Consider the following 16064-nt stretch of genomic DNA (forward strand, 5'->3'; position numbering starts at 1 on the left):
GTCCGACCGGGAACGGGAACCTTCAGCACCGGGTGGCCGACGCGCCGGACCGTCGGCTGCGGTCCGCTCGATGATCTGCGTGGTCAGGCGCGTGTCGGCCTCGGTCTGTGCAGTGAGGTGTCGCTCCGCGACCGCGTCGTCCAGACAGGACCATCGGTCTTCAGCTCGAACTGTCGGCTAGCGCGGCTCGGTGTCGTCCGGCTTGTCCCGATGTTCCCAGAACACAGATATGAATGCCAGACGGAAAGGGTTTCGGTACTTTGCGGCCCTCGTCCGGGAGCCCAGTTGGTGCCGAGAGCGGCAGGTCACCTCGCCACGAGCCGCGGCGGCAGATGCGTGCTCATGGCCGGTCACCCGCACCCGCGGCGCTGACGGCTGGCCGCTGCCGCAGGTCGAGCGTCCAGTTCTGGCCGACGAGGTCGTGGCCGAAGCTGTGGTGCCGCTCCTCACCGGTGAGGACGAAGCCGACGGCCGCATAGATTCTGCGTGCGGACACCAGCACGTCGTTGGTCCACAACGTGACCTGCCGGTAGCCGGCCGCGCGAGCGAAGGCGACGCACGTCTCGACCAGGCGGGTGCCGACGCCGAGGCCACGCGCGGCCTGGGTGACCAGCAGGATCCGCAGCTTGGCCACCCCGGGCTCGCCGTCGGCGACACAGAAGACACATCCCACGCGTGCGCCGTCGACCTCGGCGATCCAGGCCGCCTCCCGGCTCGGGTCGTGGTCCGTGGCGTAGTCGGCGACGATCCTGGCCACCAGCGCCTCGAAGTCGGTGTCCCAGCCGAACTGCTGGTCGTACACCTCGCCGTGGGCCATCACCACCCAGCCCAGGTCGCCGGGGCGGTCCGCCCGGCGCACCACGACTCGCGGCTGACGGTCCTGCTGCGACATGGGCCACCCTCCCGGCTCCCTGGCCAACGGCTCCCGCCACTGACACAACTGTTTCAGTAGCGGGTACGCTACCCCCATGTCGCAGGACCCGACAACGCCGTCCCCCCGGCAGATCGAGCTGTTGGAGGCCGCCTACCGGTACGTGCTCGAGCACGGCCTGGCCGACCTGTCACTGCGTCCGCTCGCCGCGGCCATCGGCTCAAGCCCCCGGGTGCTGATGTTCCTCTTCGGCAACAAGGACGGCCTGGTGCGGGCGCTGCTCGCGCGGGCCCGCACCGACGAGCTCGCGATCCTGGACCGCCTCGGACAGGCCAGCCATGGCGCGCCCATCGGGCTGGTCCCGGCGGTCGAGCAGGTCTGGGCGTGGCTCGCTGCCGAGGAGCATCGGCGGCTGCTGCGGCTCTGGGTCGAGGCGTACGCCCGCTCCCTCGTCGAGCCCGACGGCGCGTGGGCCGGGTTCGCCCGCGCGACCGTGCACGACTGGCTCGCCGTCCTGGCCGCCTGCCAACCACCGCCCGAGCGGAACAGCGAGGCGGGCGCCGTCCGCCGCACCCTGGCCCTGGCGGTGCTCCGCGGCGCTCTGCTCGACCTCCTCGCCACCGGTGACCGGCACCGGGTCACGGCCGCCGTCCGACACCATCTCGCCCTGTTGCCTCATCCGCGGGGATCTGGCGAGCACGGCGGCTCCCGATACTCGCAGAACAAGACATGAAGCCAGACCGAGGGGTTCTCGGTACCCGGCCACGCCGGGCGGCTGCTCGCCGCCCGGCATACGGGATTGCCGACTGATTCCACCGGCGGAGTCCCCAGTGGGCTTCCGCGGCTACCGCGTCGGCCGCATGGCGCGGGGCGGGACGAACGTGGTGAACGCCGGTGGCATGGATGCGTCGGTGAAGGTCCGTCCGAGGTCCAGCACCAGCTGGTATTGCTCACCGAGAGCCCTCGCCGTCTCGTTCGTCGTCCGCGGGCCGGTGTCCGGCCAGCGGCCGGTCTCGATCCGGGTGAAGAGGGTGCGCAGCATGGTGATCTCCTCGGCTGCGCTGAACGAGCAGTGCCCACCCCGGTCGACGTAGAGCTGCCGCAGCTTGCCGGGGTCGCCGGCGCGCCGGACCTGGTCGGCGTACCAGCGTTCCTGGTGGGGCGGCGCGCCACCGTCGCCCGTCGTGTGCATGGTGACCACCGGCACCGGGGTCCGCCCGGACGGGATGCCGACGCGGAGCAGGTAGTCGACCGCGGCCGGGTCGGCGGCGATCCGCGGGGCGCCGGCGAGCCGGTCCAGGTCGGCCCGCAGGTCGAGCCCCGCCGCCCGGTCGGCCTGCCGCACCTGAGGGTGCTGTGCCGACCGGACGAGTTGCTGGCGGTAGTCCACCCCGACGTTCGAGGACGGGTTGCCCCCGGCCCGGCGCTCGAGGTCCAGCCGTCCCGGCGGGCCGAAGCCGAGGCTGTACGCGTACTGCAGCCACTCGGCCTGGTTGCGGGTCCGCTCGACGGGGTCGGTGGGGCGTGGCTCGTGCGCCGAGTACCAGCCGGTGACGTTGTTCAGCGCGGCGGCCAGCGCGATCCTGGCCCGGCCCTGCTCGGTGCCGAGCGCCTGCTGGATGGCGTCGGTGAGGGCCTGCGCGTCGGCCGCCGGGTCGTTGGGGCGTACCAGGTCGATGTCCTGGCCGGGCGCGAGCAGGGTACGGACCGCGAAGAGCACGTCCAGCCCGGTGTTGAAGAGGGCCTGGGTGTCGTACGCGCCGCACATCGTCGCCACGCCGGCGAACCGCCGCGGGTGGCGCTCGGCGAGCTGGACGGCGATCCCCCCGCCCATCGACTGCCCGGTGGCGATCGTGCGCCGGGGCACCCCGACGTGGTCCTCGAACCAGTCCAGCAACGCGATCTGGTCGCGCAACCCGCGCTCCACCGCGTAGCCGAAGCCGCCGTCCGCGAACTGGGAGGCGGCCATGGCGTAGCCGTGGTCGAGCAGCCAGGCCTCGGTCTCGGACCGGTCCGGCGGCCGATTGGTCAGGCCGATGCCGAAGGACGGGAAGCCCTCCGGAAGGTACCCGTGGCTGTACAGCAGCAGGGTGCCGTTCCAGCGGTGCGGCAGTTCGATCCGGAAGTCGGCGCCGTCGATGGTGCCGGTGATGGTGCGCCGGCCGGGTTCCGTGGTGGCCGCCGCGGTGGCGACCGCCGGGGGCGCGGCCACGCCCACCGCGGCCACCAGGGCGGCGGTCAAGGTCAGTCGTCTCGTCACGCGGGTCATCGCACGCATGGGCCTGCTCCACTCCCCTCGTCCTGGCTCAGGCGTAGAGCGGGGCGCCGGTCTCCAGCAGGGACTTCAGGTCGCTGAGGACCTCCGCCCAGCCACCGCCGGCACCCTCGACGTCGCCGTTGACCTGCGCCATGGTCTGCGGCGCGCCGGCGAGTTCGTGGATCACGGTGAGGCACGTGACCCCGTCGTGCCGCTCGGCGATCTCGTACGTCAACCGGGTGGCCGGCTCGTCGAGCCAGGTGGGCCGCCAGGTCTGCACCAGCCGGACCGGCGGGTCCACCTCGATCACCTCACCCTCGACCGGCACCTCGGGCATGCCGGCCTGCTGGTGCTCCTTGATGGCGAAGGCACGGTAGCGGCCGCCGGGCCGCAGGTCGTAGTCGGCGATGCCCTGGTAGCCGTACCGCCGGGTCCACTCGGGCTTGGTGATGGCGTCCCAGACGGCCTGCGGCGTGGCCTTGATGTACACCCGGTAGACCTTGGTAGTCCCGGTCGTCGTCGTGGTGGTCATGTCCTGTCCTCCGGTTCGTCGCGTTCGAGCTCGGCCTTGAGGTCCAGCAGCGCCCTGGTGTGGCCTTCCGTGTACTTGTCGATCCACCGGTCGTGGATCAGCCGGATCGGCACCGGGTTGAGGAAGTGCAGCTTCTCCCGGCCCTGCCGCCTGGTGACCACGAGGCCGGCGTCCTCCAGCAGGCGCAGATGCTTCATGACCCCGAAGCGGGTCATCTCCAGCTCGGACTCCAACTGCGTCAGCGTCTGGCCGTCGCGCACGAAGAGGGAGTCGAGCAGGGCTCGTCGGGTCGGATCGGCGAGTGCCTTGAACACCAGGTCCTCGTCGTTCACGGGAATCAGAATAGGTGACCGAATGGTCACATGTCAACGCCCGCCATTTGCGACGATTGCCGCCGACGCGCGGCGGGCCGGCCGAACGCGACGAGTACGTCCGGCGGTGCGCCGGCTGACGCGCCGGCCGCCGCGGCGCGATCATCACCCGGTACGCCCCGGTCGCCGCGATCGTGAGCGACTTCTACTGGGATCTGTTCGGCACGGGCCGGGCCACCCCGTATCCCGCCGAGCGGCTGCGTGCGCCCTTGGCGTCCGTGCTGGCCGCCGGCCCCGCCGCGGGGTAAGGCCGGTCCGGCGCCGCCACCCGGAGACGCTCAGTGGGCGGACGCCGGCTGCCCGGAGTCGGCCACCCAGGTCGGGTGGGCCTGGACGAACGCCGCAACGGTGTCGTCCCGGAACGCGTGCAGCAGTTGCATGCTGGTCGGGCTGAGGATCTCGGCGCTGCCGACCCCCGGGACGGTACGGCTGTTGAAGGTGCCGTTGTTGGTCTTGATCGTGGTGATCGCGTCGGGGCGGACACTCCGCATGGCGAAGGCCCAGTCCTCCAGCGGGATGCCACCGTCGTCGACGGTCATGGCCTTGCCGACCGCCGACAGCAGGCCGGGCAGCTTGGTCGGTGAGTTCAGGCCCTTGGTGATGACCTGCTGCAGCACCGCCTTGACGAACTGCTGCTGGTGGCGCTGCCGGCCGTAGTCGAAGTCGTGGTTGGCCAGCAGGTCCCGCTGCCGGACGAAGTCGAGCGCCTGGGACGGGTTCAGGCAGTGGTTTCCCTTGGTGTAGACGTTCGGGGTGACCCCGGGGATGCGGTGGTTGACCGTGCCGTCCGGATTGATCTTGTACGGCGCCGCCGTCTTCCCGGTCGCGTCGTCCTTCCCCAGGTGGATCGAGGTGGTGGTCTCGTCGACGTACATGCAGACCTGGCCGAGCGTCTGGACGATGTCCTTGAACCCCTGGAAATCGATGATGGCGCCGGCGTCCGGGGTGATGCCGGTGACGTCACGCACGGTCAGCGCGAGCAGCTCGAAGCCGTGCGACAGCGCGGGCGCGCCGGTGAGTCCCCGACCGCCGAACGCGAAGGCCGCGTTGATCTTGTTCTGCCCGCCGGCGTACGACGTCGCGCCGTTGTCATAGGCCGGGATGGTCACCAGTGAGTCGCGCGGCAGCGAGACCATGTATGCCTGGCTGTGATCGGCCGGGATGTGCATCAGGATGATCGAGTCGGCGCGGGTGAGCTGGCTGGGATCCTGGTTCGGGCGGGCGTCGACGCCCACGAGCAGGATGTTCTTCGCTCCGGTGATGTTCTGGTGCTGGCGCGGTGCCGCGGCGGCGCCGAGCAGGTTCTGCTGGGTGATCTTGCTGGTCGCGGTGTGCAGGAGGAACAGGCTGCCGCCCAGCGCCACGCCGCTGAGCGTCATCAGGGTCGCGCCGACCGCCACGCACCAGCGGGCCCAGCGCGGCCAACGCCGACGGGCCGGACCCGCGGGCGGGACCGGCTCCACGGGTGTGCGGTTGTCGGAACGCGCGGCGGCGTGCGGCACGAGTGCCTCCTCCGGACGGGGGCCAAACCGGACCAAATGTAGGCGCCCGATGAACGCAGCGTCACCCCACCCGGCTGTGAATCGCCTGGGAAGTCCACGAGACTGGCGGCCCGGCGGGCCGGCACCGGGGTAGTACGGCGTGGCCGACCGGTCACCCGGCCAGCCAGGCGCGGATCTCGGCGTCGTGCTCGCCCGGCCCGGGCGGCGGGAGGTGGTAGCGCGGCGGGGTCGCGGAGAAGCCGATCGGATGGCGGACGCCGGGTACGCCGTCGACGGTGACCACCGGGTCGAGCCCGAGTTGCCGCGCCAGCGCGACGCCGCCGTCGACCGTGTTGATCGGCGTGCACGGCACGCCCGCCGCGCGTAGGTCCCGGAACCACTCGTCGCTGCTCCGCTGGAGCAGCCGCGCGACCAGCAGGGGGCGCAGCACGGCACGGTGGGCGGTGCGGTCCTGGTTGCGCCGGAAGCGGGGGTCGTCGGGCAGGTCGGGCAGGCCGAGGACCTGGCACAGGGTCCGGAACTGGCCGTCGTTGCCGGCGATCACGACGAGTTCGCCGTCGGCGGTCGGCAGCGGCTCGTACGGGAAGATGCTCGGGTGGGCGTTTCCCATCCGGGACGGCACGACGCCGGCGGCGACCTGGGCGCTGGCGTGGTTGACCAGGCCGGACAGCGCGGAGGAGAGCAGGTTCACCTCGACGTGCTGCCCGGTCCCGGCCTGCTCCCGGTGGTGCAGGGCGGCGAGGATCCCGACGGCCGCGTGCAGGCCGGCGATCACGTCGAACACCGCCACCCCGGCCTTGCAGGGCGGACCGTCCGGCTCTCCGGTGAGGCTCATCAGCCCGGACGCCGCCTGCACCATCAGGTCGTACCCGGGCAGGTCGGCGCCGGCTCCCGCGCCGAAGCCGCTGATCGAGGCGTAGACGATCCGGTCGTTGGCGGCCGCGACGCTGTCGTAGTCGAGGCCGAAGCGGCACAGCGCGCCGGGCCGGAAGTTCTGGATCATGACGTCGGCGCGGTGGGCCAGTCGCCGGGCGAGCACCAGGTCCTCGGCGTCGGTGAGGTCGAGGGTGATGGCGCGCTTGTTGCGGTTGACGCCGAGGTAGTAGGTGGAGACGCCCTCGCGGACCGGCGGCATCCAGGTCCGGGTGTCGTCACCGCCGGGTCCCTCGACCTTGACCACGTCGGCGCCGAGGTCGGCGAGGAGCATGGTCGCGTACGGCCCGGCGAGGATCCGCGAGAAGTCCGCGACAAGCACGCCACGCAGCGGTCCGGCCCGCTCCTCCCCCATCGCGTCCGCCCCTCCTCCGTCCCGCCCCGGGTCGGGGCAGCGCACCAGGAGGACAACGATGGCACATGATCGACGAGTGAGCCCGGCCCGGACCGGCCGACGGGGCCCGAGCCGTCGGGCTGCTGGCCGTCGGCGGGCGGGTCAACGCGGTCGCCGGGGGGTCGGGAACCAGGTGGGCACCGCCGACGACTATCTGTACATGGCGTGTGAGCAGTGGCGGGAGATCCTGTCGGCGCAGCTGGACGGTGAGGCGTCGGCGGCCGAGACCGCAGCGGCCGAGGGGCACCTGGAGTCCTGTGCCGGCTGCCGGGGGTGGTTCGAGGCGGCGGTGGCGGTGACCCGGCGCGCGCGTACCCACGTGGTGCCGCAGGTCCCCGACCTGGTCGACGCGGTGCTCGCGGCCGCTCCCCCGGCGCCGGCCCGGTCCGGCTGGCGGGAGCGCGTGACGCTCGGGCTGCGGGGCCTGCTGGGGCTGCTGGGGGCGGTGCAGCTGGTGCTCGGGATGGCGCAGGTCGGCCAGGACGCCGTCGTCGGCCACGTGCACGTCTCCGGCCAGCACCTGTGGCACGAGTCGGCGGCGTGGAACGTGGCGGTGGGCGCCGGATTCCTCTATGTGGCGCTGCGCCGGTCCGCGCCGGCCGGGCTGCTGCCGATGCTCAGCGCCTTCGTCGCCACGCTGGTGCTGCTGTCGGTGAACGATCTGATCACCGGGCAGGTGGCGGTGCAGCGGCTGATCAGCCACGGGTTCCTGCTCGTCGGCTGGGTGGTCATGATGCTGCTGTCCCGGTCCCGGTGGCGCTCGGGCGGCACGCCGCCGCGGCAGGGCCGGTCGTCGGGCTCGCGGTGGTCGCTGCGGCTGGAGGAACAGCCGGAGGTGGCGCCGCTGCGGCTGCTGCCGCCGTACTCGGCGCAGGCCCGCGACAACCGCCGCGCCGCCTGACCGGCCGCGGCGGACGGCCCACGTGCCGGTGGACCGGGGCGCGACGACGCCGCGCCTGGGCCCGGCGGTGGCGCGAGCCCGGCCGGCAGACCTCGGCCGCTCAGACCACGCGGCTGCCCTGGGCGTCACCCCGCCAGGCGGCGACCAGGTCCTCGCGGGCCCGGGCGACCCGGGACCGGATGGTGCCGACCGGGCAGCCGCACACCTGGGCGGCCTCGGCGTAGGACAGGCCGACCAGCTGGGTGGCGACGAACGCCTCCCGCCGCTCGGGCGTCAGGGCGGCGATGAGCCGCCGCAGGGTCACGGCGTCGTCGCCGCCGGAGGTGACCGCCCCGGCCGCCTCGGCGGCCCGCTCCCAGTCGGTCAGCGCGGACACCCGCGGGCGGGTCGCAGCGGCCCGTACGTGGTCCACGGCGACCCGGCGGGCGATGGTGAACAGCCAGGTCCGGGCCGAGGACCGGCCGGCGAAACCGGGCAGGCTGCGCAGCGCGCGCAGGAACGTCTCCTGGGTCAGGTCGTCGGCCTCGGCCGGGCCGGCCAGGTGCGCGAGGAACCGCCACACCGGGACCTGCAGGGCCCGGACGAACGCGGCGGCGGCCTGCTGGTCACCCCGGCCGGCCTGGTGCGCCCACCGGGTGACCTGCGCGTCGTCGGCGTCGGCGCTCATCCGTGGCCGGCCGGCCGGTCCGCCGTCATCCTGATCGACGGTACGGGAGCTGGCCTCACTCGGTTCATACCTGCCATCCTCCTCCGACCGCACGGCCGACCGGTCACGGACCCGGCCGGGTCGCGCGCCCTGTATTGGTCGCTCCGCGGCGGCGAGAAGTTCCCGGGACGGCGCCGCTTCTTGGTCACGGCCCGGCCCCCGGCCCCACTCACGGGCCGATCGTGACCGCGACCGGCCCGACGCGCAGCACGCCGCACTCGTCCAAATCAGCCCCTTCCTGGAAGAATGGGACCGGTTACTCCCCGCCTCGTGTCCGTCACCTGCGGAAGCCGTTGTACGAGGTGTGACGGCGCAACGGTCAGTCATCGCCCCCAGGTCCGCCGCGAAACAGTCCCGCCGGCAGGTGGCGTGGGCGCAACGCGAGAACGACCGGCGGCGGCGCGCGTACGACGCCGAGGTCGAGGCCTGGCGCCGACGCGAGGAGCAGTTGGTGCGGCTGGGCATCGAGGCCGCCGGCTTCCTCGGATGCACCCAGCCCCGTACCGGCCTGCCGGTGGAACTCGACGACGACGAGGTCCTCTACCGCGTGCTGCCGAACGCGGAGCTGGTCGAGGCGGAGGCGCGGCACATCGCCGGACTGCCGGCGCCCGCCCTGGCGGTCGGGGCAACCCCGGTCGGGGCGACCGCCGGGCAGCCGTCCGGCCCCGTGCTGCCGAAGGGGTTGCGCGTGGTGGACGCCGGGATGGCGGTCGTGACCGACCGCCGGGTCGCCTTCGGCGGGCGTACCGGCCGGCGCGAGTGGACGTACCGCGACCTGCTGGGCCCCGGCCACCATCCGGAGGCCCCGGTCACCCTCCTGCACGCCGTGGACGGGCGCCGGCCGGCCGGCCTGCAGGTGCCCACCGCCGCAGCGGTGAACTTCCGCTTCTACCTCACCCTCGCCTTCGCCGCCGCCACCGGGCAGCGGGCCGCCGTGGCCCCGCAGATCGACGCCCTGCTGGCCGCCCACCGCGCCGCGCGCCCGCTGCCCCCGCCACCGGTGGCGCCCCAGAACGCGCCCACGGCCCTGCTGCCGCCGGAGCGGATGGCGGCCGCCGCCGCTGTCGTCGTCGCGGTGGCGTTCGCAGCGCTGACCAACGGCACGGCGACCCCGGGGACGACCGACCTGCCGTACCGGGCGGCGCCGGGTGTGAGCGCCGGCACCGGCGACCAACCCGAGGGCATCGGTGACATCTTCCCGAGTCCGTCCGCCCGGCAGGGGGCGCCCGGGGGTCGTCCGGTGCCCTCGCCGGCGGCCGTGTCCGTGGCACTGGCGACCGACGCGGCGCCAGCGGCGAGCCGTCCCGCCCCGCAGGCCACCGTGGGGCCCCGGTCGAAGCCGCCCGCCACCCCGGTCAGCGGAACCCCGCCGGCCGCGCGACCGGCGCCGGCCACCACCGCACCACCGGCCGCACCACCGGCCGGGCCCCCGGCCACGGCGCCGCCGTCGAGCGCCGCCCCGGCGCCCGCCCCGAGCAGCGCGGCGCCGTCCGCCGACCCGCCGGTGGTGCGGGTCTGCCTGGATCCCCTCCGGCTGCCGGTGGTGGACTCGCTGCTGTGCCCACCGACCGGCGACTGAGCGACCGGCACGGCGTCATGTCGCTCAGCGAGCGCCCGGGTCGCGAGGTCAGGAACTCGGCGGGGTGAGCAGGTAGTCGTCCGCCTCCGGGCTCCACCGCAGCTCGACGACCCCGCTGGTGGCCGCCGCCTTGCCGAACTGCAGGAAGCTGCGGTAGCCGAGCTTCTTCTCGCTGAAGTCCGGCCGGGCCCGGCGGAGCTGGTTCTTCAGGCCGGACAGGGCCACCGCCCCGTCGGCGCCGGCCAGGTCCGCGACGACCGAGCGCAGCAGCGCGAACGCCGCCTCGCGGTCGCCACGCTCGGGCAGCGCCACCTCGGGATCGCCCTTGGCGGGCCCCTCGGACAGCTCGATCACGTTGTGCTCGGCCAGGTAACGCAGGAGTTCGCCGAAGGTGCGGAAGCCGTAGTCGGACTCGCTGAACGTCGGATCCTTACGCAGCAGGGTCCGCTTCAGCCCGGAGGCGGTCACCTCGCCGCTGGAGCTGCCCTGGAGCCCCGCCACGGTCTGGGCCACGAGGACCGCGAGCCGGTCGACGTCGCGCACGGGTTCCTCCGCCGGCTGCGGCTCGGGCTGCGGCTCGGGCTGCGGCTCCACCGGCGGCCGCGCCTCCGGGCCGGGCGTCCGCCCGGGTCGGCCACGCCGCTCGGCGGGCGGGGGAAGGTCGACCCCTTCGAGGCGCTCGTAGTAGAGGAACTCGTCGCACGCGGGTGGTAGCAGCGCCGACGTGGACTTCTCCACCCCGACCCCGATGACCCGCTTGTTGAGCTCGCGCAGCTTGTGCACGAGCGGTGTGAAGTCGCTGTCCCCGGTGCAGATCACGAACGTGGAGATGTAGTCGCGTTCGAAGGCGAGCTCCACCGCGTCGACGGCCATCTTGATGTCGGCGGCGTTCTTCCGCGAGGCGCCCATCCGCTGGGGTATCTCGATGAGTTCGACGTGGGAGCGGGTGAGCATCCGGCGGTCCTCGTCGAAGTACGACCAGTCGGCGTACGCCCGGCGCACCACCACACGGCCCCGTTCGGCGAGGGCGTCGGCGATGGGCCGGAAGTCGAACATCCGGCCGCGGTGATGGTCGCGTACGCCCAGCGCCAGGTTCTCGTAGTCGAGGAACAGCGCGATGCGGTCTTCCTGATCCACACCGGCCAGCGTACGCGCGGTGGGAGGCTGCCCCGGGCGGCACGGCGAAGCCGTTCGGGTCGGTGCGCGGCCGCATCGGGGCCCTCGAGGCGCGTGTCCGGCCGCTACGATCGCGCATGCATGCCCGAGGAGCGCAGGAGGTCGCCATGGCGGACGTCAGGTCGGGAGGCCACCCCGCTTCGGAGGAGTCCGCAGCGTCGACCCGGATCGACCCGTCGGTGCCTCATCCCGCCCGCCGCTACGACTACTGGCTGGGCGGCAAGGACAACTTCGCGGCGGACCGGCAGTCCGGTGACGCCGTCGCGGCCGCCTACCCGGCGATCCGGACCACGGTCATCGAGAACCGGCGGTTCATGCAGCGGGCCACCCGCTACCTGGCCAACACCGCCGGCATCCGGCAGTTTCTCGACATCGGCACGGGGATCCCGACCAGCCCGAACCTGCACGAGATCGCCCAGGGCGCCGCCCCGGAGTCGCGGGTGGTCTACGTGGACAACGACCCAATCGTGCTCACGCACGCGCGCGCCCTGCTGACCAGCGCGCCCGAGGGCGCCACCGCGTACGTGGACGCCGACCTGCGCGACCCGGAGCGGATCCTGGGCCACCCCGACGTGCGCGCCACCCTCGACTTCGACCGGCCGCTGGCGCTGATGCTGGTGGCCGTCCTGCACTTCCTCACCGACGCCGACGACCCGTACGCGATCACCCGGCGGCTGGTCGACGCGCTGCCCTCGGGCAGCTATCTGGTGGTCTCGCACGCCACCACCGACCTGGTGCCGCGGGACGTCGCCGCCACCGCGGCACCGGTTACCACGACCAGCATGATCGACATGGCGTTCCGGAGCCGGGACCAGTTCGCCTCGTTCTTCGCCGGCCTCGAACTCGTACCGCCGGGCATCACCCCGGTCACCGAGTGGCAGCCGGACGATCCGGCGGAGCTGCGCACCGCGGTCGCCCAGGCCTCCATGTACGCGGCGGTGGCCCGCAAGCCCTGAGCCGGCGTGGGCCCCTACCCGGGCGCGACCGGGCGCCCGGTGAAGACCCGCCGGGTCGGTGGTTTCAGGACGTCCGGCGGCTGAAGATCGGAATCAGCACCGCGGCGACCGCGACGTGCATCAGCCCGAGGACGACCTTGGTCGCGCCGCTCGCCCCGACGGCGAACAGCGGCAGGAACGACGCCAGGAACACGACGACGGCGAGCGCTGTCCAGACAGCGGCCGCATGGCGGGTCAACCGGTCCAGCACCGAACGGGTGGCCCAACCGAGCAACGCCGCCACGAGTGTGAAGACCGTGATGATCGGCAGGCCGAGGACGCCGGGCGGTTGACCGTTGCGGGGATCGATGTGCAACTCGACGTCGATGAGCTGGGCGACGGCCCAGACCAGTGCGGCGGCGACGAGGGACCCGCCGACGGCGAGGGCGCCGGCGCGCAGCCGAGTGGTTCTCGAGGACACGGAGGTGGCGGTCATTGCTGGCTCCTTCGTGGACTGAGGCTGATCCTTGCCGGCCCGGCCGCCGGCAGCGCCGAGCCCGAAAAGCACGGTACCGGTCAATTGTGAATTCACATGGCTGGCACAAATCGGCATCTATGGCGGCAGGCGAGGGTCAGCCGGTGGTCAGCGACGGCGGGCGAAGGGATTCCGGCCCGTGGCCGTCAGGTAGAGCGGGAAGAACACCACCCAGATGAGCAGGCAACCCACGAACCACGCCTCCGGGCTTTCCAGCCGGGAGGGCCCCAGCGACACGGAGACCGGGTTTCCGCGTCGCAGCCGCTCCTTCGCGTCCGCGTAGACCCACACGTCGCTGGCGAGCACCACGAGCAGGACGAGGATCGACACCAGTACGGCAGCGGGCAGCCCGTTCATTCCGACCGATCTCCTGGTCACGCGGTTGCGTCGTGATCGTACCCGGGCCGGCCTGCCGGTCATCTCCGCCGGCCGCGCCGGCCACGGAGCGCGCTTGCGGGCCCGCCGTAGCGTCGACGACATGAAGGTGCTGGTGGTTTCTCTCGTCGTGGTCGCGGTGGGTCTCATCGGGCTGTTCGTCTTCGTCGGCTGGCGCGACCGGAAGCGCCTCTCGTCGCGGGAGGATGCGGAGGCGGCCCGGGACGCCAGGTCGACCCAGGAGCGGTACGCGGCGGAGCGCCACGGTGTCCAGGGCGAGGTGTGGCGGCGCGGCCAGGGTTCCTCCGGCATGTGAGCGGGCTCTCGCGGGACGTGTCGCCGGGCGGGTCACCCTAGGCGCTGGCGCCGGAGTAGGAGTGCAGCGAGCGGCGCCAGGCGAGGGTGGCCACGACGACCGCGCCGACCGCCACCGCCGGCGCGATCAGCAGCAGGTACGGGTCGAGCCGGCCCAGCAGGGCCGCCGCGGGGTACGTGGTGAGGAACGCCACCGGCACCACGGTGAGGACCGCCTGCACGGGGTTGCGGTACAGCTCCACCGGAAAGCGGGACAGTTCGACGAAGGCGTACGAGACCCGGCCGAGTTCCTCGGCGGCCACCAGCACCACGGCGAGCGCCATGAGCAGCACGGTCAGGGCGTACAGCAGCAGCACCGCACAGCCCAGCAGCAGCCCGAACGCGGCCAGCGCGACCACCGACACGCCGCGGCCGGACAGGACCACCCCGACGGTGGTCAGGGCCAGGCCCAGCACCGGATCCAGCAGGTGGTTGACCCGCACCTGCCGCAGGCTCACCAGCAGTTGCGCGTCGAACGGCTTGGTGAGCAGGAAGTCGAGGGTGCCCAGGCGGACGTAGTCGGTCATCCGCTCCAGATTGGGCTGCAACAGCGCCTGGCGCAGGCCGTTGAGGGTGAAGAACAGGCCGATCACGACGAGCACCTCGGCCTGCGTCCAACCGGCCACCGTCCCGGTGAAGCGGAAGTAGACCGACGCGCCGGCCGCCGCCCACACCATCCAGAAGGCGCTGAGCGCCACGTTCGAGAAGAAGTTGAGCCGGTACTCCACCTCGCCGGCCACCGCCGCCCGCCAGCAGATCGCGAGGACCCGGGCGTGCCGGTTCCAGCCGTTCACCCGGCCACCGCCTGGTAGCGGCGGACGCCGTGCCGCCAGATGGTCCGGTACAGCACGGCGAAGGCGGCGAGCCAGCCGAGCCCGACGGCGAAGCCGTACGCGGCCTCCCGCGCGTCGAGGCGGCCCATCAGCAGCTCCACCGGGAAACCCATCGCGGTGCGGAACGGCAGCACCACCGCGACGCTGCGCAGCCAGTCCGGCATCAGCGCCAGCGGCGCGACCCAACCGGAGGCGAACGAGCCGAGCCCCCACCACAGCAGCCACGCGTTGGACGTCTGGGTGCTCCAGAACCCGATCAACGCGAACGTCGACGCCATGAGCAGGCTGACCGCGTACGCGAGCACGAGCGCGGCGGCGACGGCGGCGAGCCGGACGGGACCGACCGGGTAGTCCAGGCCCGGCACCAGCAGCGCGGCGAGCACCAGCGCCGGCACCAGCACGGTCAGGAAGACCAGGCGGTGGCCGAGGTCGTTGGTGGCGTACTGGTGGAAGGGGTGCACCGGGCGCAGCAGTCGCACGGAGAGGTCACCGCTGCGCATGTCCGCGTCCCACTGCCAGACGACGTGGTCGCCGGAGAGGTTCCACAGCAGGGTCGCCGCCGCGTAGTAGGACAGGAAGTCGCCGGTGGTCCAGCCCTTCGGCGGGCCGCCCTCGGCGACGACGGTGAGCCACACCCCCATCAGCAGCAGCGGGAAGAAACCGGTGAGCAGCGAGAGCGCGACGCGACCCCGGTAGGTCGCCGCCACCAGCGTCGCGCTGCGCACCAGCGGCGGGTACGCGGTGAGGACGTCACGCATGCGCGAAGACCGCCCGGATGATGTCCTCCACCGGCGGGTCCTCGATCGCGACGTCCTCGACCGGCAGGGTGGTGAGCAGCCGGGCCGCGACCGCGGCGGTCTCGGCGCGCGGCACCGCCAGGGTGACCACGGCACCGTCCACCTCGGACACCTCGCCGAGGCCGACCCAGGTCTGTGCCGGTACCGCCTCGCGCAGGGTGACCCGGACCAGCCGGTGCGGCGAGTGGGCCTCGACCAGCGCGGCGAGGTCGCCGTCGAAGCGCAGGGTGCCGTGGTCGATGACCAGCACCCGGCGGGCCAGCGCCGTGACGTCACCCATGTAGTGGCTGGTGAGCAGGACCGTCGCGCCGTAGCGGGCGTTGTAGTCGCGCAGGAAGGTGCGCACCGCCGCCTGGCCGTTGACGTCCAGGCCGAGCGTCGGCTCGTCGAGGAAGAGCACGTCGGGCCGGTGCAGCAGGGCGCCGGCCAGTTCGCAGCGCATCCGCTCGCCAAGGCTGAGCACCCGGACCTGCTTGGTCAGCAGCGGTTCGAGGTCCAGCAGGGTGACCAGTTCGTCGAGCGCCGACCGGTAGGGGGCCTCGGCGAGGCCGTAGATCGCGCGGTTGACCTCGAACGCGTCGGCGGCGGGCAGGTCCCAGAACAGGGCGTTGCGCTGGCCCATGACCAGCGAGATCCGGCGCAGGAACGCGGGCTCCCGGCGGTGCGGGGTGTGCCCGAGCACCCGTACGGCCCCGGCGGTGGGGTGCAGCAGGCCGGTCAGGCACTTCAGGGTGGTGGTCTTGCCGGCGCCGTTGGGGCCGAGGAAGCCGACGACCGCGCCCGCCGGGATCGTGAAGCTGACCTGCTCGACGGCGCGGACGGTGACGTGCTCGCGCCGGACGAGCGAGCGGAGCGAGGCGCGCAGGCCGGGTGGTCGCCGGTGCACCCGGAAATGCTTGGCCAGGTCGCGCACCTCGATCATGTGGACGACCCTAACGGGGGGCGGCGACGGATCGACATCGAATATTCCGGATCGGCCACGGCGCCGGGTCGGCGTCGGCCCACCCGATCCG

General features: G+C 73.0%; 18 protein-coding genes. 5 read left to right on the plus strand and 13 right to left on the minus strand.

What is annotated here, in order from left to right:
• Positions 1-340: 340 nt before the first annotated feature.
• The gene (locus ABZ783_RS17355; protein WP_357438951.1) at positions 341-892 is read right to left on the minus strand and encodes a GNAT family N-acetyltransferase; all 552 of its coding nucleotides are present in this window, start codon (positions 890-892) and stop codon (positions 341-343) included.
• A 76-nt stretch (positions 893-968) separates the two neighbouring features.
• On the opposite strand from ABZ783_RS17355, the gene ABZ783_RS17360 reads away from it, so the two are divergent.
• Entirely contained in the window at positions 969-1604 is a 636-nt protein-coding gene (locus ABZ783_RS17360; protein WP_357438954.1) for a TetR/AcrR family transcriptional regulator, read from the plus strand.
• 111 nt (positions 1605-1715) lie between these two features.
• Here the strand turns inward: ABZ783_RS17360 and ABZ783_RS17365 are convergent, their stop codons facing one another.
• The 5 genes from ABZ783_RS17365 to ABZ783_RS17385 form a co-directional block, all read right to left on the minus strand.
• Positions 1716-3131 carry an alpha/beta fold hydrolase gene (locus ABZ783_RS17365; RefSeq protein WP_357438957.1) on the minus strand — a complete coding sequence of 472 codons (1416 nt, stop codon included), beginning with the start codon at positions 3129-3131 and terminating at the stop codon, positions 1716-1718.
• A 46-nt stretch (positions 3132-3177) separates the two neighbouring features.
• On the minus strand, positions 3178-3660 hold the full coding sequence (locus tag ABZ783_RS17370) for an SRPBCC family protein (RefSeq protein ID WP_357438959.1): 483 nt from the start codon (positions 3658-3660) through the stop codon (positions 3178-3180).
• Positions 3657-3992: a helix-turn-helix domain-containing protein gene (locus tag ABZ783_RS17375; protein ID WP_073835152.1), complete on the minus strand. Its 336-nt coding sequence runs from the start codon at positions 3990-3992 to the stop codon at positions 3657-3659. Before ABZ783_RS17375 ends, ABZ783_RS17370 begins: the two co-directional genes overlap by 4 nt.
• 317 nt (positions 3993-4309) lie before the next feature.
• Positions 4310-5533, minus strand: a complete 1224-nt coding sequence (locus ABZ783_RS17380) for an LCP family protein (protein ID WP_357438962.1) — start codon at positions 5531-5533, stop codon at positions 4310-4312.
• Positions 5534-5684: 151 nt separating this feature from the next.
• Positions 5685-6821 carry a CoA transferase gene (locus ABZ783_RS17385; protein ID WP_357438965.1) on the minus strand — a complete coding sequence of 379 codons (1137 nt, stop codon included), beginning with the start codon at positions 6819-6821 and terminating at the stop codon, positions 5685-5687.
• A gap of 199 nt (positions 6822-7020) precedes the next feature.
• On the opposite strand from ABZ783_RS17385, the gene ABZ783_RS17390 reads away from it, so the two are divergent.
• Positions 7021-7761 carry a zf-HC2 domain-containing protein gene (locus ABZ783_RS17390; protein WP_357439280.1) on the plus strand — a complete coding sequence of 247 codons (741 nt, stop codon included), beginning with the start codon at positions 7021-7023 and terminating at the stop codon, positions 7759-7761.
• A gap of 100 nt (positions 7762-7861) precedes the next feature.
• Here ABZ783_RS17390 and ABZ783_RS17395 read toward each other — a convergent pair whose 3' ends face one another.
• Positions 7862-8428 carry a sigma-70 family RNA polymerase sigma factor gene (locus tag ABZ783_RS17395; RefSeq protein ID WP_357438966.1) on the minus strand — a complete coding sequence of 189 codons (567 nt, stop codon included), beginning with the start codon at positions 8426-8428 and terminating at the stop codon, positions 7862-7864.
• Positions 8429-8831: 403 nt separating this feature from the next.
• On the opposite strand from ABZ783_RS17395, the gene ABZ783_RS17400 reads away from it, so the two are divergent.
• Entirely contained in the window at positions 8832-10046 is a 1215-nt protein-coding gene (locus ABZ783_RS17400; RefSeq protein ID WP_357438969.1) for a hypothetical protein, read from the plus strand.
• A 48-nt stretch (positions 10047-10094) separates the two neighbouring features.
• Here the strand turns inward: ABZ783_RS17400 and ABZ783_RS17405 are convergent, their stop codons facing one another.
• A complete protein-coding gene (locus ABZ783_RS17405; protein ID WP_357438971.1) occupies positions 10095-11183 on the minus strand; it encodes a PIN domain-containing protein in 1089 nt (362 codons plus the stop codon).
• 146 nt (positions 11184-11329) lie between these two features.
• Between ABZ783_RS17405 and ABZ783_RS17410 the strand changes: the two genes are divergently transcribed.
• Entirely contained in the window at positions 11330-12178 is an 849-nt protein-coding gene (locus ABZ783_RS17410; protein ID WP_357438974.1) for an SAM-dependent methyltransferase, read from the plus strand.
• Positions 12179-12242: 64 nt separating this feature from the next.
• Here the strand turns inward: ABZ783_RS17410 and ABZ783_RS17415 are convergent, their stop codons facing one another.
• Both ABZ783_RS17415 and ABZ783_RS17420 read right to left on the minus strand, forming a co-directional pair.
• A complete protein-coding gene (locus ABZ783_RS17415; protein WP_357438977.1) occupies positions 12243-12653 on the minus strand; it encodes a DUF6069 family protein in 411 nt (136 codons plus the stop codon).
• Between the two features lie 147 nt (positions 12654-12800).
• Positions 12801-13070, minus strand: a complete 270-nt coding sequence (locus ABZ783_RS17420) for a hypothetical protein (protein ID WP_357438979.1) — start codon at positions 13068-13070, stop codon at positions 12801-12803.
• 100 nt (positions 13071-13170) lie between these two features.
• On the opposite strand from ABZ783_RS17420, the gene ABZ783_RS17425 reads away from it, so the two are divergent.
• Positions 13171-13383, plus strand: a complete 213-nt coding sequence (locus ABZ783_RS17425; protein WP_357438981.1) for a hypothetical protein — start codon at positions 13171-13173, stop codon at positions 13381-13383.
• Positions 13384-13420: 37 nt separating this feature from the next.
• Here ABZ783_RS17425 and ABZ783_RS17430 read toward each other — a convergent pair whose 3' ends face one another.
• Genes ABZ783_RS17430 through ABZ783_RS17440 form a run of 3 tightly spaced genes read right to left on the minus strand, consistent with a single transcriptional unit; the run spans position 13421 to position 15973 of the window.
• Entirely contained in the window at positions 13421-14215 is a 795-nt protein-coding gene (locus ABZ783_RS17430; protein ID WP_357438983.1) for an ABC-2 family transporter protein, read from the minus strand.
• Complete coding sequence (locus tag ABZ783_RS17435; RefSeq protein WP_357438986.1) at positions 14212-15012, minus strand: ABC-2 family transporter protein; 801 nt, start codon at positions 15010-15012, stop codon at positions 14212-14214. The genes ABZ783_RS17430 and ABZ783_RS17435 overlap by 4 nt, the downstream gene beginning before the upstream one ends.
• On the minus strand, positions 15005-15973 hold the full coding sequence (locus ABZ783_RS17440; RefSeq protein ID WP_357438989.1) for an ATP-binding cassette domain-containing protein: 969 nt from the start codon (positions 15971-15973) through the stop codon (positions 15005-15007). The genes ABZ783_RS17435 and ABZ783_RS17440 overlap by 8 nt, the downstream gene beginning before the upstream one ends.
• Between the last annotated feature and the right edge of the window lie 91 nt (positions 15974-16064).

The sequence above is a fragment of the Micromonospora sp. NPDC047738 genome (genome assembly GCF_040642675.1).
In the GTDB taxonomy this organism is placed as follows: domain Bacteria; phylum Actinomycetota; class Actinomycetes; order Mycobacteriales; family Micromonosporaceae; genus Micromonospora.